The sequence below is a fragment of the Rosistilla carotiformis genome, from assembly GCF_007753095.1.
GTDB lineage: Bacteria > Planctomycetota > Planctomycetia > Pirellulales > Pirellulaceae > Rosistilla > Rosistilla carotiformis.
Genome location: NZ_CP036348.1, coordinates 6,553,710 through 6,579,491, shown reverse-complemented (window position 1 = coordinate 6,579,491; position 25,782 = coordinate 6,553,710). Strand labels below are relative to the sequence as shown.

Below are 25,782 nucleotides of genomic sequence, written 5' to 3'. Positions count from 1 at the left end.
ACTTGGACCTCATTTCTCTGCATTAGTTTCACAAAAATAACAATATTACTGTCGTTTTTTGCAAGGGCGGAATCGCATGACTTGGCGGACATCGAAGAACAAGACTGACATCAAGGCCCGAATCAAAAATCGTCTGGAAAAACGTCGTCTACTCAACGAGATCTTAGAGCCCAGGCAAATGCTTTCGGTGGAGCCGACGTCCTTTGTCCCCTCACTGCATACCGAAGCACACTCGACTCAATACGGTCCTTACACCGCCGATGCGTTTAACGCGTCGCTGACATCTGGGGAACTGCAAGGATATGACGTGGTCTCCGCGTCCCCGCTGAACAACGTGGTGGCGAATTCAACAGGCACGGTCTACGCAGACGAAGGGTTGCTCGAAACGCAAGCGATGCTCGACGCCGATCGGGCCTTCTACCAGTCCCTGTCTGCTCAAGGGGACAGCGCCGTTGCGGGACTCGCATTTGCGCCGTTGGCCGATACATTCCGGCTGCACAGCAATCCGAGCGCAAAGCACACGATTTTTATCGATGCCGATGGTGCCGTGACAACATCATTTTGGGCGGGAGGTGCGACGATCACGTCTCCTGCGTATGATCCCGAAAATAACGGGGCTGGATTCTCGACCACGGAGTTGATGCGGATCCAAGATCTTTGGCAGCGGGTGGCTGAAGACTTTAGCCCCTTCGATGTGAATGTCACGACCGAAGATCCGGGCGAAGCGGCGTTGGTCAATACCGGCGCGGGGGACGATGCATGGGGCATTCGGGCGATCTTGACTGTCAACGATTCGGGCGTTTGCGTTGGGTGTGGTGGCGTTGCCGGTTATCACACGTTCAGTGCCGGATATGCTTTTGAGGGTGCCACCGACTCGCCGGTCTGGGTCTTCAATCAAGGCGTCAATTCCGTGGCGACAACCATTTCGCATGAAGTGGGGCATTCGTTGGGGCTAACCCACGACGGCGTGATCGGCGACGGGGATGACTACTATGACGGGCACGGCACCGGCGAGCACAGCTGGAGCTCGATCATGGGGGTTGGGTTCTATAGTCAGATGGATACCTGGGATTCGGGTGAGTACTACAATACGACCAACCCGGGCCAGGACGACTTGGCGACGATGACCAATTATGGTTTTGGGTTCCGGGCCGATGATCATGGCGATGCGATTGGCACCGCCACCAACCTGAGCGTGGCGGGAGGTTCGTTGACCGAGGACCTCGTGGCGTCGCAGTTTGGCGTGATTGGCGATCGCACCGACCGAGACTACTTCGGTTTTCAAACGGGATCGGGAACGATCGAATTGAACTTCGATTCGTACGCGGCGCGACTGTACACATCCAACGGTGCGGGAAGCTATTCGGTTAGTTATGAGAATAGTGAGGACTTTGGTTCCAGTCTCACCGAGACGCAGCACCGCAGCAATTTGAACATCGATGCGCGGTTGTACGATGTCGCGGGCAATGAGATCGCCGTGGCAACCGGTTCAGGGCTCAGCAAGACATTGACGGCCGAGCTCGACGCCGGTTTCTACTACGTCAGCGTCGATGGCATCGGGTATGGCAATCCCGCCAGTAGTTCGCCGACCGGCTACACCGATTACGGCAGCCTCGGTCAATACATGATCACCGGCACGGTGCCGAACTTCAACCAGACCCATCCCCAATTGATCGCCGTGGCGCCCAACGGAGGCGATCTGTTCGATTTGGATTCGGACGACCAGGGTGTCGCCAATGTTCGTCAAGTTGCACCGACCGAATTGACGCTGTCGTTTGCCAGCCGCGACGCGATCCGCCAGTCGTCGGTCGAAGGGGCGATCTCGGTTCAGTACAGCGAAACGGGCGACTTTGCTAACGGGTTTGTCGATGTGCCGGTTGGGTATGTCGATGTGCAGGGGAGCCAGGTGACCGTCCGGTTCGCCGAGAATCTGCGCGATGGTTTCTACCAATTGTCGGTGACTTCCGATTTGACCGACGCGTCGGGCGTTCCGTTCGAACCGATCTATCCCGAATCGGTACCGGGAAATCCGACAGCCACCCGCGAAGTCATCGGATTCGAATTGGAATTGGGAGCCAAAGTGACGGCGGTTGTTCCGCATCCGGGCACTCCGGCAACGAACCCGAACTATTTGAATCAAATCGAAGTCTATTTCGACGATCTCGATCTATTCCAAAGTGGGTCGGTGATCAACGAACCCTCGTTCTATCAATTGATCGACAATAAGGGGACGGTCAGCACCGAAGACGATGTTCCCGTGACACCAACCACGGTCGCGCGCGACGACGATGATCGCAAGGTCACGTTGACCTTTGCCGCTTCGTTGGCCAGCTTTGGCACCCATCTGCGACTCCGCGTCGGCGATGAATTCCAACCGGCCGCTGCGGTTTTGGATCGTCCGGCTGTTTTGACCAATCGCGGTGTTTTGACCGATCCCGGCGTGTCGGCTGCGGATGCTGCATTGCTTATCGCTCCATCGGCCAACGGAAATTGGTCGATCATTGTCAATGAAGAGATCGACAATGCGAATTCGTTCGACGCCTATCGCATGGCCGATAATCCCGGAGCCGCCAATGAACCAGGCCATCGCGATATCGACGTTACGCATCCCGGTGGCAGCGAAGATCACTACGCCATACCAGGCAGTCGCGATGGCGACAACGGGATTTCGACGATGGCCTATACGTTCATGCGGAACATTCCGATCGGAACGCTGCTTGGCCAACCGCAATACAACCAGATGAGCGCCCAGCAGGAAGAACGCTTTCGCGAGATTCTCGACATCTACGGAGAGGCTTACGGAATCGATTTCTATGAAGTTGAGGGGGCCGGGGGATTGCAGTTGTTGGTGAGCGATCTGAGCTTGCACGATCCCGCGTTGGTCAGCGGCGTCGGCGGCGTTGGTGGCGTGGCGGGTGGTGGTAAGGTTACGATGGACTACGTCGATTACCAAGACAGTTCCACCAATACGTTTGGCGGTGCTTTCTTCGACGTTGCATTGCATGAGATTGGCCATGTGTTGGGGCTCGGGCATTCGTACGATCTGCCGCCGGGGACATTCCAAGGTTCCACTGGGACTTACCCCACCACTCCCGGAGTTAACACCGGTTCGGAATGGTCGTTCCCCGCCGAATCCGATCTGATCCATGGCGAACACCTGCTGCAAAAGGAAGCTTTGGATGTCGATCTCTACCGAATCGATGTCGACCGGCCGGGCACGTTGGAAGCGCAAACGATCGCCGAACGGATGAGCTTTTCGAGCCTATTGGATACGCGGTTGACGCTGTTCCAAGAGCTGACCGACGGGGGTGGAAATACCCGGCTGGAACTGATCTCATCAAACGACGACTATTTTGGAACCGATTCGTTTATTCAATACGCGGTCCAACCCGGAACGTATTACGTCGGCGTCGCGGCGGAGGGGAACAACTTTTTCGATCCCAACGCTGGAACCACATCGGCCGGAGGCGTCAGCCAGGGAGACTACGATCTGCGATTGGACTTTAAGTCCGACGCAAACCCCAGCACGCCGTTGGATAACGGCGGCGCGTCCGTTGCCGCCGCGGCAACGGATGTCACCGTTGCCGATGGCAGTCTGTTTGTCGTCGGTGATCTTGTTCGTATCGGCAGCGAAGTTGCGCGCGTGACTGCAATTCCCGCCGCCAATCAACTGCAATTGGATCGCGCTCAACTGGGAACCGAAGCTGTCGACGTGGTCGATGGAACCTTGGTCACCAAGATCAGCACCTTGACCGATGGCGCGGGCAGTCCATTGGATGGCGATCGCGATGGAATCGCCGGCGGAAACTATAACTTCTGGTTCCGGCCTATCGAAGATCTCAACGGGCAGCAGACGTTGTTTGTGATCCCCACCGGGCAAGATGTGGTCGATTTCGATGGAGGCTTGGGGAATCCAGGCTCGTCGAGCAATCCCTATCAAAACATTTCAGCGGCGCTCGATGCTGCCAAAACGATCATCGAGGACACTTCCAATTCGATCGATCACGTGGTCGTTCGATTGTTGCCCGATGCGGGTGACGACGGCAATTTGCAAACGACCGACGACAATCTCGCCTACGAGATCGGTTTCGTTCAATCGTTGACCGACACCTTGGCCGATGGTCGCAATCTGATCCTCCCCGGCGGCGTCAGCTTGATGATCGAGCCGGGCGTGATCATGAAGTTCCTGGACAGCCAGATCTCGGTCGGCAGCAGCGACGACGGCGACGACCGCAGCGGCAGTTCGATCAAGGTGCTCGGAACACCTCAAGATCCCGTTTATTTCACAAGTTACAACGACACCACGATTGGGCAAAATTCGAACCGCGATATCAGTCGGCCGGTTGGCCCCGGCGACTGGGGTGGCATCGAAATTCGCAACGACGTCGATCGCCAACAGGGCCAGGGAGATCTGGAATTCGAAGGGATCTTCGGAAATTACATCAACCACGCGCAGATCTCTTACGGCGGTGGTCAGGTTTCCACGGTAGGTCGCACGATCGACCCCGTTCATCTGTCGGCCGCTCGGGCGGAGATCTCTTACAACACGATCCTCGACAGCTCCAACGCAGCGATCTCCGCGGATCCGAGCACCTTCGAGGTTTCGGAGTTTGTCGCGCCGCGGTATCAGCGTTCATCGATCGGTTACGGTTTTGTTGCCGATTACGATCGCATTGGTCTGGATGTGTCGGATAACACGTTGTTGGGGAATTCGACAAACGGTTTGTTTGTTCGGCTCGATACCCCCGCCGGCGACGAACTGTTGAAACTGGAGGTCGCGGCGCGATTCGACGACACCGATATCGTTCACGTGCTGGGCGAGAACCTTGTGGTCAACGGAAACTCCGGTGGCTCGCTGTTGCACACCCGAGCGGCATCGCCGATCGTCGGCCTAATCCCACAAACGGGAGGCAATCTCTCGCCCGGGAACTATGAGTACAGCTACACCTACGTCGATGCGTTTGGATATGAAAGCCTGCCGTCGGTTGTTCAGCAGGTAGCGGCAACGGAATCGGTACCGGGAGCAGCGGATGGCGCGGTGAAGCTGGCCAATATTTCGCCAGCCACCGGCGACTTCGTTGCACGTCGGCTGTATCGTCGCGATGCCACCAGTGGCGGGGAATTTTTGTTGATCGCAGAGCTCGATAAATCGACGCTCGATTACGTCGACAATCTTGCCGCCGCGCCGGCGACCGCGGCGGTGCTCCAGCCCGCTTCGTTCCGGCCACGGACCGATGCCAGCCTGGTGATTGATCCGGGAACGATCGTCAAGAATCAAGGGGCTCGGATCGAGCTGGAATTTGGTGCCAATCTGATCGCCGAAGGCGTGTTGGGCCGCGAGATTATCTTTACCGGTCGCGCCGACGATCGCTTCGGCCGTGGCGGCAGCTTCGACACCAATGACGACGGGGCCAGCGAAGGAAGCAAGGGTGAGTGGGCAGGTATCTACGCTTCGCCCACCAGTGGGCTCAGCATCGATCATGCTCAGCTATCCTACGGCGGTGGAACGACGGGTACCGACGGCGGTACCGCGTTCTACAACGTGATCCAGATCCATCAAGCGAACGCGCGGATTGCGAACAGTCTGTTTGAAGACAACGCCGACGGCGTTGGATCGCAACAGGATGGGGGACGCAGCGACTTGGCACCCAATTCCAGCGCGACCATTCATGTCACCGCGGCGCAGCCAACGATTGTTGGCAATACGATTCAATCGAACGACGGCGCGGCGATCACGATCAACGTCAACGCCATGGATGCCAACTTCCGGTTTGATACCGGGCGGCAGACCGGCAGCGTCGACGCCTACGAAGTTCCTCCAGCCAACGTGGGCCCTGTGATTCGTGGGAACAAGTTTGGATTGGGAACCGACAGCGATGGCAAACTGCTCGCTAACGACATCAACGGCCTGTTGGTACGTGGCGAAGTCTTGATGACCGAAGTGGTTTGGGACGACACCGATATCGTCCACGTGCTGCGGAACGATATCGAGATCCCCGACTTCCACACCTACGGCGGAATGCGGTTGCAGAGCAGCAGCACCGAATCGTTGGTCGTCAAAGCGGACAGCGATGCGCAGATCCTGGCGACCGGGCGATCGTTAGATATCACCGATCGCATCGGCGGCCGGTTGCTGGTCTTGGGGCAACCCGGCTTTCCCGTGATCTTCACATCGACAGCCGACGACACCGTCGGGGCCAGCTTCTCCCCGTTGGGCGAGCCCCATCGCGATACGGTCCTGTCGCCAGCTAGCGAAAACTGGCAGGGCTTGAACTTCGACCCCTACAGCCACGATCGCAACGTCGCCACCTACACCGAACGCGAAGGGGCGATCGGAGCGTTTGGCGATATCAACGGCCAGATCGGCAGCCATCAAGAATTGGGACTGTTGGCTAAGGATGAGAAATCGGGAGACGAAAACCTTCGCTTGGGATACACCGTCTACGGTGCCATCGCCGACGTCGGGGATCAGGACACGTATCAGTTCGAAGGCGTCGCCGGGACGATGGTTTGGATCGATATCGACAGCACCGACCCACGCCTGAATTCGATGATCGAGATCATCGAGGTCGATGGCAACGGGACGGGCAAAGTCTTGGCTCGCAGCACCGATTCGGCGACCGAAGATGCGGCCGGCAATTTGACCTATGTCGATCCTTCGATGCGCGATGGGCATGCGATGCCGATGCGGTTGGACATCGATCCGTCGACCAATGCCGACGGCAGCTACCGCGATCTGTATTCGGTTAATCCGGGCGATGCCGGTTTGCGGATCGTGCTTCCCGGAACGACGGGATCGACGAAAAAATATTATGTCCGTGTCAGTGGAGAGAACGAGACGACGGGTGGGTACCAGATGCAGATCCGGTTGCGCGAAACCGACGAGGTAGGCGGTTCGGTCGTCCGTTACTCCGATCTGCGTTACGCTGACACCGCCATCAGCGCCATCGGTCTCCCCGCGCATTCGCCGCTGGCCGCCGAGATCATGCATCCCGGAGGGACCAGCACGATCAACATCGGCAGCTTTGCCAATACCGATCGCGGTGCGGTCTCCGCGGGCGGTTATCTGAATGCGAGCAGCAATCCGTCGGATACGTATACCTTCCAGATCGACCACGATTCGTTGCAACGTACCGTCCCTGGAATCAACACCTCGTTGGTCTTCGATATCGATTGGGCCGATGGCTTAGTCCGTCCCGATACCACGTTGTATGTGTTCGATCAAAGTGGCAACTTGGTCGCTTTGGGAACGAATTCGAACATCCTGGACGATCAAGTCACCCCGGTGGTTCCCGGCCAACCGACCACGCAAACCGACCTGTCGCGCGGATCGCAGGGAACGCGAGATGCGTTCATTGGCCCGTTGGAATTGCCCCGTGGCAGTTACTCCGTCGTCGTCGGCACCGCTGCGGAGATGCTGGCCGATATGCAGCAGTACACGCAGCAAAACGCGACAAACAAAAACTTCCGCTTGGAGCCACTGGATCCAACCGTAAGAATCATCGACGACCGCTTCAGCACCGACGACGCGCGTTTCGAGACGACCAATCCGAATCCAGCGCAATTGCCCGTCGCCAAAGAGGTAGCCTTTACTCCCGAGAGCGTGATCGATTGGCACTTTGGCGATATCCCATTGATCGGAATCAGCCGCGTTGGGGTGCAGGACGGCAATAACTCTCAGATCAACATCTTCAATCCCTACACAGGTCGCCACGATGCGATCATCGATGAAGATACCAACCCGATCAACGCTGCGGCGCAGCGTTCGACGGGGTTAGTGCTAGCTATCGAACGCAATACGACAACAAGGAATGATACCAATACCGACACCGTTTATTCGATTAGTGCCGATGGTGTGTTATCCAGCGTTGGGACAACGGGAATCGCTACCTATGAGTACTTCGACACGGGGGCCGCAAACAATAATCACACTAATCGGCTAGACAATGAAGGAATGTTGTTCAGTAGCCTCGCATTTTATGAGGACAGCAATTCCTCAACCAGCTTCCTGTACGGATTGGCAAACCGAGGGTCGTTTGACGGGAGCAATGTCGGACGTAATGCTGCAAACACGGCCGACGTGATCTCGGGCAATGCAGGATCGAAAAACGCAAACAACCTGATCTATTTGTTAAATCCATCAACGGGACAGGCGATTTCTCGCAATGGGTCGGACATGCCAGGCGGTTTCCAATCGGCGAATCCCCAGGATAGCAATTTCACTAACAACAGTAGCGTCGAGATCGACGTGCCGCGTGAGGCCCCTTGGGCTGGTACCGACGTTATCGCCCAGATACAGGTCCCGACAACAAATGAAGCGGGAGACGTTACTGGTAGTGTGAATTCGTTGGTGACCGCAATCAGCGGAACGACCCTCTATGCGTTCACGGATGCAGGTGCGGTTTGGCAATTTTCAATTGATGAGAATGGTAGCGGTACATATTTTGCAAACGGCGACTTAAATGCAGACATGATTGCGGATGTGAGCTCGCCTTCGGGATATCGTCCCTCGGATAATAACTTGCTGCTAGATGGCCTGGTTGGCGGGGCATTCATTCGTGACGAAGACGGCAACAAGTTGATCTTCGAACAGGTTACCAAGGGGCCTGCGAACTACACTAACCCAGTCAACGGGATCGCCGATGTTCAGAACATGTACTTTGGCGTGACGGCAGGCGGAGAACTGTACGCTTTTACGATGGATGCCACTGGAGGCGTTGCTCAACGCATCTTCCAGTACGGAGCCGAGAGCGCTACGTTGAATGGCGCGAATGATGGTACCGGACTAGCCGGGTTGTTCTTCAGCAACTTGGACCAGAATCTGTGGCACCTCTCCAGCAGTGCACCGGCGGCTGGTCACGGGATGGATGCGTTGGATGATCGTCCCGATATTCGTGGTGGCGGTAGCCTGCGATTTGGTTTCGATACCCTCGGCGAAGACTACAACCACCTCGGTAATGATATCGGCACCGTTTACGCCGAGGATCTGCAAGGCTTCTCGGGCTACAACTTCCTGGGCGGTGCACATGGAAACATTCAAGGCGAATCGATCGATCTGTCGGGAATCGATGCCGCCGACCTGCCGAAGCTCTATTTCAATTACATCCTCGATTCCGAAAATGCCAACGCCGACGACAACCCATCGTCGTTTAGCGAGGCAAATCTCGACGATGTGATGCGTGATTCGCTTCGCGTTTATGTCGCGGGTGCCGATCAGCAATGGAAGCTGGTTGCCACGAACAATATGGATGATTCGCTAAACAATCGTGTTTGGGATGATTCTCGCGGCAACGTGCATGAATACGATCCGGTCGGAAGCGGTGGCTACACGAATGTCGCCAACCAAGTTTTTGTCCAAGAGTTGTTTGACGACAACGTCTTCCGCCAAGCCCGGATCGATCTGGGCCCCTGGGCGGGAGACAGCGACGTCAAGATTCGCTTCGAATTTTCGACAGCGGGTGAAAGTCGCCCCGATCAAACCGATCTGCAGATGTTGCCAGCCGATCAAATCGTCGATGGGCAAGCGTTTACCGTCGCAGGTTCGGTCGATGGCACCACTTACTCGGAGACCTTTGAGTACGACCTTGGACTTGTTGTGCGGATGCCTTCGGGAGCTCAAGTTGCTGCGGCGGGCGGCACGCTGAACCTGACCCGTGACGGTGGTGCTTCCACGATCGTCTCGCTGCAGATCGGTGGGAACATTTCTGCCAGCGACAGCGCCGCGACGGTAGCGGAAACGATTTCAGCGGCGGTGAGTGGAGCGTTGGTCAATCCAAGCGATCCGTCGCTGTTGCAATTCAGCAACGAAACATCGACGGGGACTTACGGATTTGGAGCTCTCAGCAGTTACATCGTCGGTACTCCAGGAGTTCAGGGAGGATCGACTGAAATTTCTGTCGATTACACAATGAGCGCCTCCGAAGTATTAGCCGTGACGCAAGCGGAACTGGCTGCGACAATCAATCCGGATGCGACATCGCAGGCCATGTTGGAGAGTTTCCCCGCGATCGCGACGTCCAATGCCATCCGCTTCTACGACGCTTTGGTCACACAGGATTCATCGAACGTGTCGGTCGGCGGCGTTGCGCCGATCTACAAGCCAATGGCATTGATCGGTGGCGAACATGCTGGCAACACGACGCTTCCGGGATCCGATTTTGGCGTCTACACCGGCGGGACCGATTCCGTTTCGGAACTGTTGCGAGCGGGGGAACGTTCGCGCGGTCTACTGAATGCATCGGTGGGGGTCTACTTGGACGACATCGTCATCGGTCTGGCGGAACGGGGCGAATCGGCGACCGGCGGCAGCGGTTCGGGGTTGGTCGACAATCCTTATCATGAAGCGCTGGCCTACAGTACGACCGGCGGTGTTGCTCCCGTCGCCCTCGATGTTCCCGAGGGCCCGTACCAATTGGAAGTCCGATTGGGGCGCGAGTATCTGTCGGATCCCGCGGGAACCGGGTTCCAGGTGGGCAAGGGAGAACGCTTCGATATCAACGACCGCTTGGCCGAAGGCTTTAATATCGAGATCGGTAACGGCGGGGCGCATGTCGTCGACGGCGATACCTTTAACCTTTCCAACGGTTACGAAACGCTAACCTTTGAATTCAACGACGTCACGCTCGGTGCACCGACTTCCGGAATCGATCCCGGCAATGTCGAAGTCGAGTACCGCATCAACAGCAGCGCGGGAGAGATCGCTGATGCGATCCGCGATGCGATCAATCGCAGTTCGGTCCGCGCCGTGCTGGGGATCGAAGCGACCTCCAGCGGCGGCCAACTCAAGGACTCCAGCGACACCACCATCGTCTTGCACGGCTACGCGGCGACCGACAATTTCGGTGGATCGGCGTTTGGGGCGCCAACAATGGTTGCTGATGCAGACGCCCGATTTGGTGACATTAGTTTTACTTTTCCCGCATTCACGCTCGCGTACACGTCGGCAGCGCAAAGTCTCGACGGCGAACTCTACGAACTGGCAACTGCTCCCGATGGCCAAGTTCGTCCTCTAATCACGATTGATGGTAAGGGCAACACCGCGGCACGCGCTGATCACTATCGGTTCACTGTTGACGAGCCCGCTACGACGGTCAATATCGAGATGCCCGACCCGACCTTCAACAGCATCATCGCGTTGGTCGATCTTTCCGATATCACCAACGCGACTCTGCTCGGGGCTAGCTTCCTCGGTTACCCAGCATTCGTGGAACATACCCTCGACACCCCAGGCGAATACCAAATCGTCGTCGGAAAGATCTCCGACGCTGATTTGCCGTTGTTCCTGGATCCGACAAACCTACCAAGCTTTTCCGACTTGCTTGACTTGAGCGGAGTACCTGGGGCAGTTTCGCCATTCAGCCGCTTCCGGCTCGATCCGACCGACGATTATCAACTGATAGTCGCAATCGATGGCAAGCGGACGCCGGTATTAAATCCCGTTGTCACCGGTCGTAACAACGGACGTGGCGAAGACAACGGCGATCGCAATCTGCATCGCGATCAAGGGCAGTTTGTTATCGATTCGAACACGATCAGCTTCTCGACGGCGACCGGCATCGTCGTCGACGCGGGGGATGTTGGTAACGGCGTGAAGGTGCCGAACGAAGGGGACCGGCCTAAACCGGGAGCGGTCCAGAACTTCCCAACGCTTAACGTCAGCAACTTGGTCCCTGGCGCGGTGGTTCAGAACAATCTGTTGATTCGCAATGCCAACGGCATCTTGATCAGTGGCGATGGGACAACGGCGGGGAACAATCTCGGAGCGCCCGCTCCGTTTGCTCGCGTTGTCAACAACACGGTTTACGGTCCGGGAACCGGTATCCGTGTCAACGACGGGGCAAGTCCAACGTTGTTGAACAACGTGCTTGTTGAAAATGCCACAGGGATTAACATCGCCGGAGCGGGGACCACGGTGATTCGGGGAACGACGGTCGTCAACGAAGGGGCGATGGCATCGGTTCCTGGCACGGCGACTGAAACCGATCTAATTTCTATCGGTGGTGCGATCCAGTGGGACGATGTCTTTATCGTCGGCGACACGGTCAGCGATCCATCCCTGCCCGATTCGTTGGATCTCGGGGCGTCGGGACTGTTTGGTATGTTCGAATTCGATCCCGCCAGCGGTGTGCCGAATCTGTATCCTGCATTTGGCAGCCCGATCATCGATAAGAGTATCGAAAACCAAAACGATCGTTTGCTGTTCGTCTCCACGAAGAATTCGGTGGGGATTGGCCAGAGTCCGATCAAGGTGACGAATCGGGACGTGGTCGGCCAGTTGCGAGAAGACGACCCGTACGTCAACAACAGCTCCGGCCAAGGTCAAGCGATCATCAAGGATCGCGGAGCGATCGATCGATCCGATCGCAGCGGGCCGTTGGCTCAGCTGTTGACGCCGTTCGATGGCGAACAATCCCAGGGCGTGTTGATCGACGGCGACGCGCGTGCCAATTCGGTCTTCCGCGATACGCGGGAAAGCGGCGTGCTGTCGTCGTTCCGCGTGCAGTTGAGCGAATTCAATCAAATCGGTCCCGATGCTTCGACGATCTCGGCGTTGTCGGTGATCGTCCGCGAGAATGGCCGAACGCTGGTCGAAGGGAAGGACTACACGTTTGGTTACAGCAAGACCAGCCGTCAGATCTCGCTGACTCCCACCGCCGGAATCTGGCGTCCCGATGCCGTTTACGAAATCATTCTGTTGAACCAGGATGCCAATCTCTACGAATTCGGATCGGGCGTCGTTCAAACCGATGGCGACACGTTCACGTTGTCCGATGGCGACACGCCGGTTGTGTTTGAATTCGACAGCGGTTTTGTTCTGAATCTGAATCAGCCTTTGGTCTTGAACGTGCTTTCGGGGATCACCACCAGTGGGATCGGACTGGGCGACCAGTTCTCGATCGCGCTGCCCGCCGGTCCGGTGCGCGTCTTCGAATTTGTCGATGCCAGCGGCGCGGATGCGGTTCGAAACGGGGGCCGCATTCCCGTGATCGTCGCCAATGGCGATTCGGCGACCAACGTACGCGACGCGATCATGGTTGCGTTGCAGGGACAGGTCAGCGTCGATCTTCAATTGTCACCGGTCGTTGTCGATGGGGGCGTGCAATTGGGGGCGACCGCAGGTCAGATCGTGACACTGGCGACCGGCTTGGCGATCTCCGGTTCGGCCGACACGGTGGCCGATGGCCAGACGTTCTCCTACTTGGACGCGGGGGACTACGAAGGGACGACCGGCGTTTCCAAGACGTTTGAGATCAAAACCTTGACCGAAGTCGGTGGAACGACGATCCGATTGACCGAAGGAAATGCGACAGCGATCGATGCGGCCAATGGTTTGTCCGCTACCAGCACTTCGTTGCCTCTCTTCAATGCGTCCGGAATCCTGCCCAATGCGTTGCTGAAAATTGGCGACGAATTGGTCCGCGTTGTCGGTGTCTCGGCAAACACCGCGACTGTCGAACGGGGCCAATTGGGGACCGTTGCGGCCAGCATCGGCCATGGTGCGTTGGTGGAGAACACGGGAGCGGTGTTCGCACTGGCGACCCCGGTTTCCGTCAACGAATCGGCGCTCGACAAGAGCGGATTCGATGCCGACGAGACGCTGCTGACCGTTTCGGACGCCACAGCGATCAAGACGAAGTTCGACAGCGATCAAGCGCTGACCCCGCCGCAGAACACCTACATTCATGTCGGCAATGAAATGTTGCGAGTGCGGTCGGTCGATGGCAACACGTTGAAAGTTGTGCGTGGTCAGTTTGCCACGACGGCTGCTGCGGCGGCCAATACCGATCCGGTCTACTTGGTCGATGCCCTCGACGTGGCAACGATCGCAAGTCCCGCCGGTCAGGTCTTTACATCGATCAGCACCGCGCTGACCGTTGCCAACGTGGCTCAACTGGGGCTCGCCCCCAACGATTATCTGCGGATCAACCACGAGATCGTTCAGGTTCTCGGAATCGCAGGCAACACGTTGACGGTCGAACGGGGCGTCTTGGGCACGTCGGCCGCGCGAGCTGTCGATGGCACGTTCATCTTCCCCGTCGCGGCGTTTGACGCCAGCGATGGGCTGCGGTTGAACGGTCTTAGCACCGCTGGCGGCAATGCGTTGGCAGACGGCGATTTCATCCGCATCAACAACGAAGTCTTCGTGGTCAGCGACGCGTCGACCAATCCGATCTCGGTGGTCCGAGGCCGATTTGGAACCGTACCATCCGAACCGGCGGTCGACGGAACCACGGTCACGCCGGTAACGGCCGACCATCTGTCGACGCTGACCTCGGCCGTCGATCCGACGCAGACAACGATCGATGTTACCGATGTGACGGCGCTTGGAATCGTGCCTGGCGATTACGTCGTCGTGCGAGGCGGCCATTCCAGCAATCTGGCCGCGGCGACTTTGAATACCCCGCTGGATGCCGTGTCGTTTGCTGCTGCCGATCCGACGTTGACCGTCGATACCGAAATTCCAGCCGGTTTGTACGAACTGAACGGTTCGATCATCCAGGTTGGCGATCTCGTCGATTTCGCTACCGACAGCTTCACCTATCGTGTGCTGGCGATCGAATCGACAGGCTTCGCTGCTGCGGCGACTCCATTGTTCGCCGCCAATCAGATCGAAGTCATGGCGGTTCGCAGCATCGATTACGCGAACAATCGCTTGACTGTCGATCGTGGACAACTGGGGACCTCGCATCCCGCCGCCGGCGGCGTTCGCGTGGGAGCTGAGTTCTCGGCCTTCAATCTGGTCGAAGGCTTGAAGAGCCCATCGGGTTTGATGGCAACGCTCGATACCGCGGGGCTCTTCCGCGACGACGAGACCGTTTTGAAAGTCGACGACGTCGCCTCACTGAACGTCGCGCCAAACGACTTCATCATGATCGCTGGTGGCTTCACCACCGGACTGCAGGCGGGAGCGTTGACCCAGCCGTTGTCGGCAACCGATTCGACGTTGGTTGCTGCGGCCGGACTAACTAATGGCTACTACAACGTCGGTGACGAAGTGGTGCGAATCAGCGGCACCGTCAGCGGGTCGCCAGAGACCTACAACATTGAACGCGCTCAATTGGGAACGGTTGCTGTCGCAGCCGCCGCTGGGGCCGCGTTGTTGCCCGCGACGGCGACGACCCAGTCGGCGGAATACATGAAGGTTCTAGCTGTCAATCACGCGACCAACGAACTGACGGTCGCGCGAGGCCAATTGAATTCGGTCGCGGTGCATCACGTCGACAGTTCAGTTGTAACGGCGCAGAATTCAGCGGCCGCAACGACGATCACGACAGGTATCACCGGGTTTGAATCGACATTCACCGTCGCCGATTTGGCCCGCTTGGCCGCGGAACCTGGCGACCTGTTGCAGATCGGTAATGAAGTTGTCCGCATCGTCGCGATCGACGGCAACGACATCACCGTCCTGCGTGGCTTCTATGGCACGCCGCAAGCGGATGTGGTTGCCGGTGCGAGCGTTGTGAAGCTGAGCCCTCGCAACGTCCCAATCTACGTCTTTGCCAGCGATTCGGTGGACGATCAAATGGTCGACGGCGTGCGACGCGATGGGATTGCGACCAAGATCGCCGATGCGATGCGTTCGGCCGATCTGCGATTGGATCGCGCTCAAGCGATCGAAGGGGGCCGCGTTTACATCGGTGGAACCGAAGGGGATCAGTTCGATATCCAAACGCTTTCGGGAACCGTGGTCGGTCAGCCGGGCGTCACCAAGTCGCTGTCGATTACTGTTCCGGTAGGCGATTATTCGTTTATTGGCGGCGTCGCGGGAGCGAACGATCTGCAGGGCCAATCGTTCGAAATCGCAAACCCTGCCGGTCAGATGGAAACTTTCGAGTTCGTTCGCGGCGGCATCGCCACCATCCCTGGAGCAACCCGCATCTTCCTGGACAACGACACCCCCGAATCGTTGGCTCAAAAGGTTGCCGCAGCGATTCGTAACTCGAGCATCCTGGGCTTGCCCGATGCCGCGGTCGACGCGGCCGATCCGACGCGTGTGATTTTGAACGAAGCCTATGGTTATGCGATCCTGGAGACGGGAACGTTGTTGGCCGAAGGCGTTTCGGGCGGGGCCGTGCCGGTGATGTTCATCCCAAGCGTGGCGTTCGACAGCGATGCGTTGGGGGCGCAAGTGGTGGGTGCGATCAGTAAGGTCCACGACGCGACTGCGACACTTCCGACGTTGGGGCGGTTTGACGTTGAGGCTTCGGTCAGCGGCGGAGCGGTTTATTTGACGGGACTCGATGGCGATAGTTCATCGCTGTCGACGATCTTCGTTTCGGGCATCAAGGATTTGGCCGGCAATTCGTTGCAGCCGAATCGCCCCAATGGCGAGACCAAGTTCATCGTGATCCTGGGCAATGGAGAATTGGGACTGGGCGAACCCGGCTTCGATTTTGGCAACGCCGATGTCGCCGAGTCGCCTCTGACGCCGTTGGACGCCGACGCTGCTGGCGGAGCGCGTCACGTGATCCTGCCACAGCAAGCCGATTACGCGATCCTTGGCAATAGCATCGATCGGGAAGCCGATTGGGACACGCCGGTCGCACCGGGAGCGGGACTCGATCCCGATGGCGGCGTTGCCGATGGGGTCCGTTTCCCCGAATACCGGGCCGTCTTTAATTACGACTTGAATAAGGTCCGCCCTGCGGAGATCGATGTTTATGTATCGGCCAACGTCGTCGATGGACTGCGCGATGGCGTGCTTGCATCGGGACTGTTGGACGGCTGGATCGACTGGAACCAAGATGGCGACTTCGGTGATCCGGGCGAGCAAGTCTTCCGTAACCAACCGGTCTTCGAAGGGGTCAACACCGTTCAGATCGTGACGCCGGTCAACGCCAAGATCGGCGGACTGACCGACATGCGCGTTCGCTTGAGCAACGGCGGCAATCTATTGGCCGACGACATCGCTGTGGGTGGTGAAGTCGAGGACTACCAGATCACCGTGTTGGGCGGAAACGCACCGATCGTGGCGAACGATTTCTTCCGCTTGACGGAGGATCAGAACGATCCATCCAGCGACGCTGCGGGTGATCCGTTGGTCGTGAAGGCAAACGATATCGCCGCGAACGTGCTGGAGGTTATCAATCCGTTTACTGGCCGGAAGCAGACGATCGAGATCGGCGGTTCGACAACCTTCGTCGACTTTGAAGATTCGTTCGGCGACATCGCCGGTACGCTGACGGTGTTTGCCAACGGAAATTTTGAGTTGGATCTAGCGCCGAACTACAACACCGACAACCTGCCGCTGTTGGCGGGGAATCCGAATCCCGCAGGCATCGGTGGTCGCGAGCTGTTGTTCTATTACAACGTGCTCAATACCGAAGGTGGGGTCGGTGTCCCCAGCGTGCATCAAGACGGCACCAGCCGTCCGGCGACGGTCACGTTGGTTGTCGATCCTGTCAACGATCGTCCGCTGCCACGTCCCAACGGAACGTCGGATGTCGGCGACAGTGCGATCCCACGGATCGATGTGTTGGAAGACTTCGACGGGGAACCGTTGTGGTTTGCCGACCCTCAAGGTCTAGGAGATCGCGTCGCGGTTTCGCGAACCTATGAATTGGTCGACGTCGGCGGAAACCCGCGCGTTGGCATGGCGAACACGCCGGGAGCGGTAACGATCGTCAACGATCTGTTGTTGCCGGGCGATCCGAACCGAGACGTTGCCGAACCGGAACTCGCACCATTCGATTCGCTGTTCGATATCGATGTCGATGCCAATTCGATCCGCTTCGATCTGGCAACCGTTCCCGCCGATCCGTCGTTGATTCGCGGCACGCTGCAAGCCGGGCAATTCGATCGCTATGAATTTCGCTTCGAAGGCCTGGCAGCCGATGAGATCATCACGGGCTTTACGGTCGACGCATCGGCCAACGCTCAGCCGACGGTCACGATCTCCGACGATGGCAAAGGCTTGGTTGTACTGTTCGAAGAAGGGATGACAATCGCCGATGGATATCAGGCGGGGATCGACATCAGCACCACCGTTGCCCCTGCCATACTGCAGCCGACGCCAGCGTCCCTGCTAGGCCAGTCGGTGGTGGTCGAGCGATTTGAGAACAGCGATGCCACGGGTGGCGTCGAGGTCTTCAGTCGTTTCAACAGCACGATCGCGGACGATCTGACCGATCCGGAGTTGACGATTTTAACGGGCTACGAGATCGATCTCGATCCCGGGCAGATCACGTTTGATTTTACCGCAGATTCGCTTGTCCTCGGAGCGGGCCAATACGATCGTTACGTCTTCACGATCGAGAATTTGGACGCCAACGAGAGCCTCGCCGATGTGGTCTTGGATGCCAGCAGCACGATCGCACCGACCGTGACGATGCTGTCGCGAAACCAAATCGAAGTCGTCTTTGAGACCGGGACGACGTACAACGATGGCGATCAAGTGTCGATCACGTTCGGCACCGAGATTGTTCGTTCGACCTTGCCGCTGGAATTTGGTGGCGAGACGTTCGAAGCGATCGTGCAACGCAACCTTGGTTTGTACGGTGACGCACCGGGATCGGCTCGCTTGGAGATGATTCTGCCCGCGTCGGCGTTGTTGATTGGCGATCTGCCAGGGCCTGTCAACGAAGGGGGCCAAACGCTGCGTGTTGTTGCCGCCAGTGGGATCCGTCCCCTGGCGAATCCGGACGTCGATGTCGAATTGAACGTCAACTTCTTGCCGATGTACGACTTCGGTGACGGCCGTATCGAGGACGCGATCCGGATCGTGCCGCAAGAGAACAGCGTCGGTTTGGCGCAGTTCACCTATACGCTGCGTGACTTCCACGAGATCCTTGCCGATGGAACGCAGGTCCTTGCCGACGGCACGCGGATTCTGAACGATGCCACCGTGCTGGCCAATGGCACCGTGGGCAAAGATGCGACGACGGTGATCATCCAATACGACAACGCCCCCACCAGTCCTTCGGTGGAGCTTCGCGATGGTGTCTTGTCGCAACCTTTGTTGGCCGGCGCAGCGACGATGGTGGTCAACAGCGCGATGCCGTTGGATGTTAATGCTGAATATCTGATCGGCGACGAATTCGTTCGCGTGACCGGTCGGGTAGGGACGTCGAATGTCTACAACATCACGCGAGCCTTGTTTGGTACCAGCGAGTTCGATCTGCCGGCGGGATCCGATGTGATTCCTGTCGATGTGACGCTGTTGCATCGCGATTTCGATGGCGACATTACCGAGATCACGTTGCCCGGCACGACGGTTCCCGTCAATTACGTCCCGGGGACGCATCCAAGCGATCCGCTCTCGGAGAACGAATCGACAGGAACGATCGAACTGAACTTCAACAAGGTCAACGACGATCCGTTGACCGATCTGTCGGACAACCATCGAGCTCGCGACTACACCGTCGTCGAAGATGGTTCGTTTACGATCGATGTCCGCGATCTGTTGATTCAGAACCAGACGAACGCGGGAACCGGTGGTCTCTATGCCGTCGACGAACCAGGACCTCGTCGCGACGCCTCCGGCGGCAGTTTGGCGATCGATGAAACCGGCGATCAAGGCGTTCGGGTTGTGGGGGTAATCAGTCCGACCCTTTATGGTGCGACGGTTGAATTCGACCCGATCACTCAAACGATCACCTACACTCCCGCTGCGAACTTCTTTACCGATGGCGGCGAACCCGATCTGATCGAATACCTTGTTGAAGACTACGAAGCGGTGAAGGTTACGTTCGGCGATGGTACCAACGCAGCCGTTGGTGTCAGCGACGATGATCAGATCACGCTAACCGATTTGGCCGGCAATGTGATCACGATCGGTCTCGATACGATGGCGGATGGAACTGCCAGCGACTACGACGTGGAAGTCCTTGCCACCGCGACCGGGCAGGAGATCGTCGCGGCGATCGTTGCGGAATTGAACGGTGTCCTCGGTGATTTCAACTTCTTTGTCGACTACCTCGATCCGCATACGCTGCGGATTCCAGGTGCCCTGGGAGCTGAATCGGTTGTCGGCTATGTGATGGCGGACGGGCTTGTCGCTTCGGCAGCAGGTTTGTCGTCTCCAGTTAACCATGTCCGTCTGCCCGACGGAACGATCGTCAACATGCCGACTTCGCTGCGAGCGATGCCCAACGGTTCGATCGCGGTGAACGTAACGGGGGTCAACGACGCACCGGTCATTCCCGATGAGATCGACGACGATAACGATCCCGCGACCCAGTACCCCGACGCGGGCGAAGCGATCCAAGTGATCGTCGATGGGGCCGTGGTCGAAAGCAGCTCGCCAGTCACCTTTGCTGATTTTGTGAAGAACTACGTCGGTGCCGAATCGGGACCGATCGCTGTCGACGCCGCGGGCAACCCGATTCTGGATTCTCTGGACAATCCGATTCGCGAAAGCGATGCACTCTTCTTGGACGACACCGTAGGGACGTTGGCAACAAGCCAGGGAGGTACGCTGACGCTGGGATCGAGGAACGCCAACGGAGACTACGACGTTGTCTACACTCCGGCAGCCGGCTTCTTCGGAATCGATACCGTCGACCTGACGTTGTTTGAAAAAAATAGCCTCGGCAATCGCATCAACGATGTTCCGTTCCAGACGCGGATCTATGTCTATCCGGTCAACAGTGCACCGTTGGGGGTTGAAGACAGCATTCACATTCTTGAGGACACCGTCGCATCGTTTGATGCCCAGTTCCTATTGAATAACGATCTGCCTGACGCATTCCCACGGCAAGACCCTCGCACGGGGATCGCGCCGCCGGAAGACACCGTCGTGTCACCAGATAACGCCGGTGTGATGCACATCGTCAACAATGCGAATCTCGTGGGCGGAGCCTTCGATCCGACGACGCTTTCGTTGACGGGGCAGTTCACCGACATCCACGGCAACCCGCTGCCGGCCACTCCGAGCAATCAGGTTTCGGTCGTCTGGGATGGAACGACGGTTCAGGTGCGGGCACCGCAGGACATGTACACACGCGATCGCGATGGGAATGAAATTCACGCCCCATTTGTTTTCCGTTATGAATTCCGTGATACCGGAACCACGTATGTCGACGACGGTAACCCCGAGACCCCGTTGGGGGCCCCGATCGAAGATTCGCAACTGGGCTGGGGGACGGTCACCGTTAACGTCTGGCCCGTCAACGATGCTCCGATCGGTACCACCGTCGAGATTCGCGACGCAGTCGAAGAGACGCCACGAGTGATCACGCAGGACGAGCTGTTTATCGATATCAGCGACCTGACCCTCAACGCACCTCCGGCGGCGGCCGATCAAGCTTCGGCGGGAACGTTGGAAGACGTGGGACCCGACGGAATCTACACCGCCGCGGACAACGGAATGCTCACGCAAACGTTGGCTCTGGTGCCGACGGGTGAATACACAACCGCGCGTGGTAACACGGTGAAGGTGGAACTCAACACAACCACCGGCCTGAACGAGATCACCTTCATCCCGCAAGACGATTTCTTCAGCGTCAATGCCGCCGATACCGATTCGTTCACGTACAGCTTCTTCGATGACGGCTGGACGTTCTCGATCGGGGGTGCGAATTCAACGGCCACCTTGGACATCAATGATGTTCAGAATAACGGTGCTGCCGCCCCACGCACGGGAACCGGCACGGTTGTAATCCAAGTGCTACCGCAGAACGATGCACCGGTCGGGACACCATTCCGATTCGACGCCTTGGAGGATTCAGCCCAGCCGCGCATCGTTCAGAACGTGTTGGCGTTGGCTCAAGTCAGCAGCGGTCCGAATGGTGAACCAACCATTCCGTTTGATCCGAACAATCCTGACAGCGGGTTTGCACTCTCCTTCGATGGCGGGACATTAAACGGCGATGGCTCGATGTCGATGGCATCCAACCTTGGCGGCGTCTTGACTCTGAGTGCCCGCAAGGCCAATGGCGACTACGATCTGGAATACTCTGCCCCGGCCGATTATTTCGGTGAAGACGACTACTTGATACTGACGCTCCGCGATTCGCATCCCGATGCGGCAGCCAGCTATTCGACGTTCCGCGTCGATGTCACCGTCCGTCCGGTCAACGATGCCCCTGCGGCAACCGATGATCGCATTCACATCATCGAAGACCAGGTCGCGACGATCTTCCCGAACTTGTTGACAGGCAACGACCGCTGGGATCCGTTTGACAGCAGCGATCTGGCCGATGCGGGTAAGTTGGAAGACCGAGCCGTGGCCGGGAACATTCCTGGTCAATCGACGGCGGGATTGACGTTGGCGGGTGCGGCCTCGGTTCCGTTGAATCGGGAGATCGCCAAACTGACCGCTCCGTTGACCGAATTGGCAACCTCGGCGACCTTCGATCAGAAGCCGCCGCTGGGCTATTACAAGCTGGGTGGAGAGATCATCGAAGTCACGTCGGTCAGTGGTGGGACGTTGGGCGTGCCGGAGATCACCGCGCAGATCACACGCGCCGCGTTTGGCACCACCGCCGCAGCGGCGGGCGCAAACGATGGGCTCTATCAAGCGATCGATGCCAGCGTGCTTGCCGGGACGACGATCACCTACAATCAATCGGATCGATCGATTCGCGTGCTGGCACCGACAAATTATTACACGATGTCCGAAACGGGCGTGCGTGTGGCACCGCCGATCTTGGTGGAATACACGGTGCAGGATAACGGTGTCAGCTATCGGTCGATCAACCAAACGATGGCGCCGTTTGGACCGATGGCAGATCCGAAAACCTCTACGGGGACGATCGCTGTTGATATCTGGCCTGTGAATGATAATCCGCAAGCCCGACTGCATATCGATCCGATTACGGTCAGCGAGGGGAGCATCGATCAACCGATCAACGCGAGCGATTTGTTTGTTTCCTTGGTGGGATTGGTCGATGGTGACTCGATGTCGGCAAGTTTGGATTCTGCTGGGCCGGGCGAGAATCTTGGCCCTGATAACATCTACTATGTCGGCGAAGCGGCCTCGCAAACGTTGAGCCTTTACGGGGTTGGGAACAGTGTCAATGGAGTGGCAAATGTAGGGCCGATCACAACGCTACGAGGCGGTACGGTTCGCATCGACACGTTGTCCAATCCGCCGCGTTTGCTCTACACGCCGCCGACGGAATTCAACTCTTCGGCGGGATTGCGGGACTCCTTCAATTACGTCATCCAAGATGACGGCTCGACCTATTATTTTGCCGGTGGCAAGACGGCCGATACGGCGATGCCAACACGAGATGCCAACGCGCAACGTCGCAGTGTGGGAACGATCTCGCTGGCAATCGAAGCCATCAATGATCCGCCTGAGTTCTTCATCGGTTCGGACAAGATCTTCCGCGAGGACCAAAGCGTCTCAGGGGCTGATTTTGCTTACGATCCGATAACCGGCGACATTCTGGTCGTTGATTTTGTTGTCGGTGTTCGGGGCGGACCAGATACGGCTCAAGACGAAGCGAATCAGCAGGTGACCTTCACCGTGACCCAGGTGTTGGGCGAAGCGCTGGTGCCTGCGGATTCGATCTTCGATGACGCGAACTTCGTGCTCGACGTCAATGATGTTCCTACGAATCAGTTTGCCGCGCCGTACGGAATCGATTCCGATGGAACGCTGCGATTGAAGCTGAAGGCAAACGCGAACGGCAAGGCGGTTCTTGATATCGTTGGAAGTGACGATCAAACACCTCCTGCATCGTATCCCGGTGTGGGTGATCCGAAGGAACGGTTTACGATCACCGTGGGGGCTGTCAACGATGCTCCGACCTTCGGTTTCACGGCAGCCGTCACCGAGACGCCAGCCGATCCGGGGACGCCGCAAATCGCCCAGGTCACGGTCGCGGAAAGCTCGGGACCGTTCAATCAGCAGGTGATTGATCCGGCAACGATTTCGGTCGGACCTCAAGATGAAGTTAACAGCAATCAGGTTGCGACGCTGCATTTGCGACTCGTCGATCCGACTCAGGCCAGCCTGTTCTCGGTCGCCCCGACGTTGGATGCCAACGGCAATCTGCGGTTTACCGCCAAGCCGTTTGTTTCGACGCTGCCCACTGCCCCGATCTTGGTCCATGTGTATGCAACGGACAACGGACTCAGTCAGGCACCCAACGTGAATCGCTCGATCGATCAGACGTTGGCGATCAACATCTCCCCGGTCAACGACGCTCCCGTCGCATTCCCGGGACCACCCGCTGGGCAGACCTACACGACCAGCGAAGATCCGTCGACGCTGTTGGTGATCTCGGGAATCGCAGGACCTGCGGGAACGGCCGGTTTATTGGTGACCGATTCCGATGGTAACGACACGCGCGTGCTCGACTTCGGCAGCAACGGTTTGGTCGTGACCACGACCTCGCTGGGGGCGACGGTCACGTTGTTGCCCGATGGATCAATTCAATACGACCCGTCGACGTCGACGCAAATCGATGCTTTGACAACCAACGGTGTTTTGACCGATTCATTTGTCTACCGGGCGATCGATGATCCCGCGGGGGATCAAAGCTTCCTCGGCTTGCCCAGCAATGCGGCGACGATTCGCGTACAAATTACTGGCGTCAACGATCGTCCGACGGCCGTCTCCGATGGAACGTTGACGACCCCGGTTGCTGTGGCCGCCAATCGAACCACCGATCTGGATGTTCTGGACAACGATTTCGATGTCGATGGTCAGATCGCCGCCGACCGAGTTCAGGCGACTCAGCCAGCGCACGGTACCGTGGTGATTCAGTCCAATGGCGAGATTCGCTACACGCCCGTCGACGGCTATTTGGGATCCGATCAGTTCACCTATACGGTTGAAGATGAACAGGGCTTCCGCTCGTCAGCGGCAACGGTTTATCTGGAGGTCACCGCGACGCCTCATATCGACACGATCGTTGCTAGCCAAATCGTCTCGGGTGGCAGCCTGACGCTGAATCCGGTTACCGATGCGGGCATCAACGGTGGGCTCACGCTTGATCCTGCCAGCATCTACGTCTTCGGATCTGCGGACCCTGCTATCCCAGGGGCGGTCGCGACGGCCAATGGTGGATCGGTTTCGGTCGACCACAATACAGGAGAGATAAGTTACCGCAGCCCTGCTGGATTTAGCGGTGTCGATTCGTTCCTGTTTACGATTCGAGATGCTTCGGGATTCGCGTCGGATCCGATCTTGGTCACGATTCCGATTGCGGCCAGTTTGGGACAAAATGCGATGAGCGTCACTGACGTTAACGCCAGTGGCTACGTTTCTGCGATCGATGCGCTCGTCATCCTGAACCATTTGAATCGCCAAACGAGTACCGACGTTGCAGTGCTGAGCAGCGAGGGCTTCTTTGATCCCGTCAAGGGACCGTGGGTCGATGTCAATGGAAACGGCGTCGTTCAACCGCTGGATGCGTTGGTGATTCTGAACTACTTGAATCGCCGATCGTCGGCTGTGGGTGAGGCGGAACAAACGTGGGCACTTCCCTCATCGGCACCGATTGTCGCCAGCGGGACGTTGTTGACCGAGACCGATGAATTGCCGGAGGATTCGGCCGTGCTGTCGATGGAAGAGGATTCGGTCGTCAGCGGTTCCGAAGTTGGTTTCGACGAAATCTTGGGTCAGATCGCTCTGGATTTGATCGACGACGAGAAGGACGACGACGAGGAATCGGACGATTCGCTGGATCAGTTCTTCAGTGAATTTGGACTCTAAGGTCGGCGGGCTTGAATTTGTCGGTGCGGCTGCCATCGGGTTTCCGGTGGCAGCGATCGGCAGTGTATGTGTGGTTCGCGTTGGATCCGTGTCTGCCAAGGACTACGTGATCCGACGTCAACCGCGTCCGAACGCTAAAGATTTGTATTGCGAGGGGCCTCGTGCGATGCGAG

Annotated in this window: 1 protein-coding gene; it reads left to right on the top strand. The window is 57.8% G+C overall.

Annotated features, from left to right (window positions below; translation table 11 throughout):
- The first annotated feature begins 76 nt into the window (after positions 1-76).
- Positions 77-25,609 carry a tandem-95 repeat protein gene (locus Poly24_RS23840; protein ID WP_145101587.1) on the top strand — a complete coding sequence of 8,511 codons (25,533 nt, stop codon included), beginning with the start codon at positions 77-79 and terminating at the stop codon, positions 25,607-25,609.
- Positions 25,610-25,782: the final 173 nt, after the last annotated feature.

Bases quoted from the DNA above. Each gene is read 5' to 3' on its own strand.
- Poly24_RS23840 (WP_145101587.1), top strand. From the start codon at position 77: ATGACTTGGCGGACATCGAAGAACAAGACTGACATCAAGGCCCGAATC.